Genomic DNA, 236 nt, shown 5'->3' with positions numbered 1-236 from the left:
AGAGGGGAGGACCTCGTCACAGACGCGGACGGCATTGCGCCCATAGCCGTAGCCGATGTTCTTGCCCACCGTATAGCCATAGCCGCCGCTGGACAGATAACCGACCGGCGCGCCATTGCGCAGGATCGTCTCGCGGCCGACCAGCACGATCTCCGGATCGTCGGCCGTGAAGCCGGCAAAGCGTTTGGTCAGCGGCTTGCCGCTAGCTTTCTCCAGTGCCCTGCGTCCTACGAAAT

At 63.6% G+C, this 236-nt stretch carries 1 protein-coding gene; it reads right to left on the bottom strand.

Annotation, left to right across the window (positions count from 1 at the left end; genetic code table 11):
* The coding region (locus KVT37_RS32915) for a glycine cleavage T C-terminal barrel domain-containing protein (protein WP_306797048.1) at positions 1 to 236 on the bottom strand (236 nt) is incomplete at both ends.

The organism is Mesorhizobium sp. GbtcB19 (assembly GCF_019091085.1).
Classification (GTDB): Bacteria; Pseudomonadota; Alphaproteobacteria; order Rhizobiales; family Rhizobiaceae; genus Mesorhizobium.
This window is presented reverse-complemented; position numbering and strand designations above follow the sequence as displayed.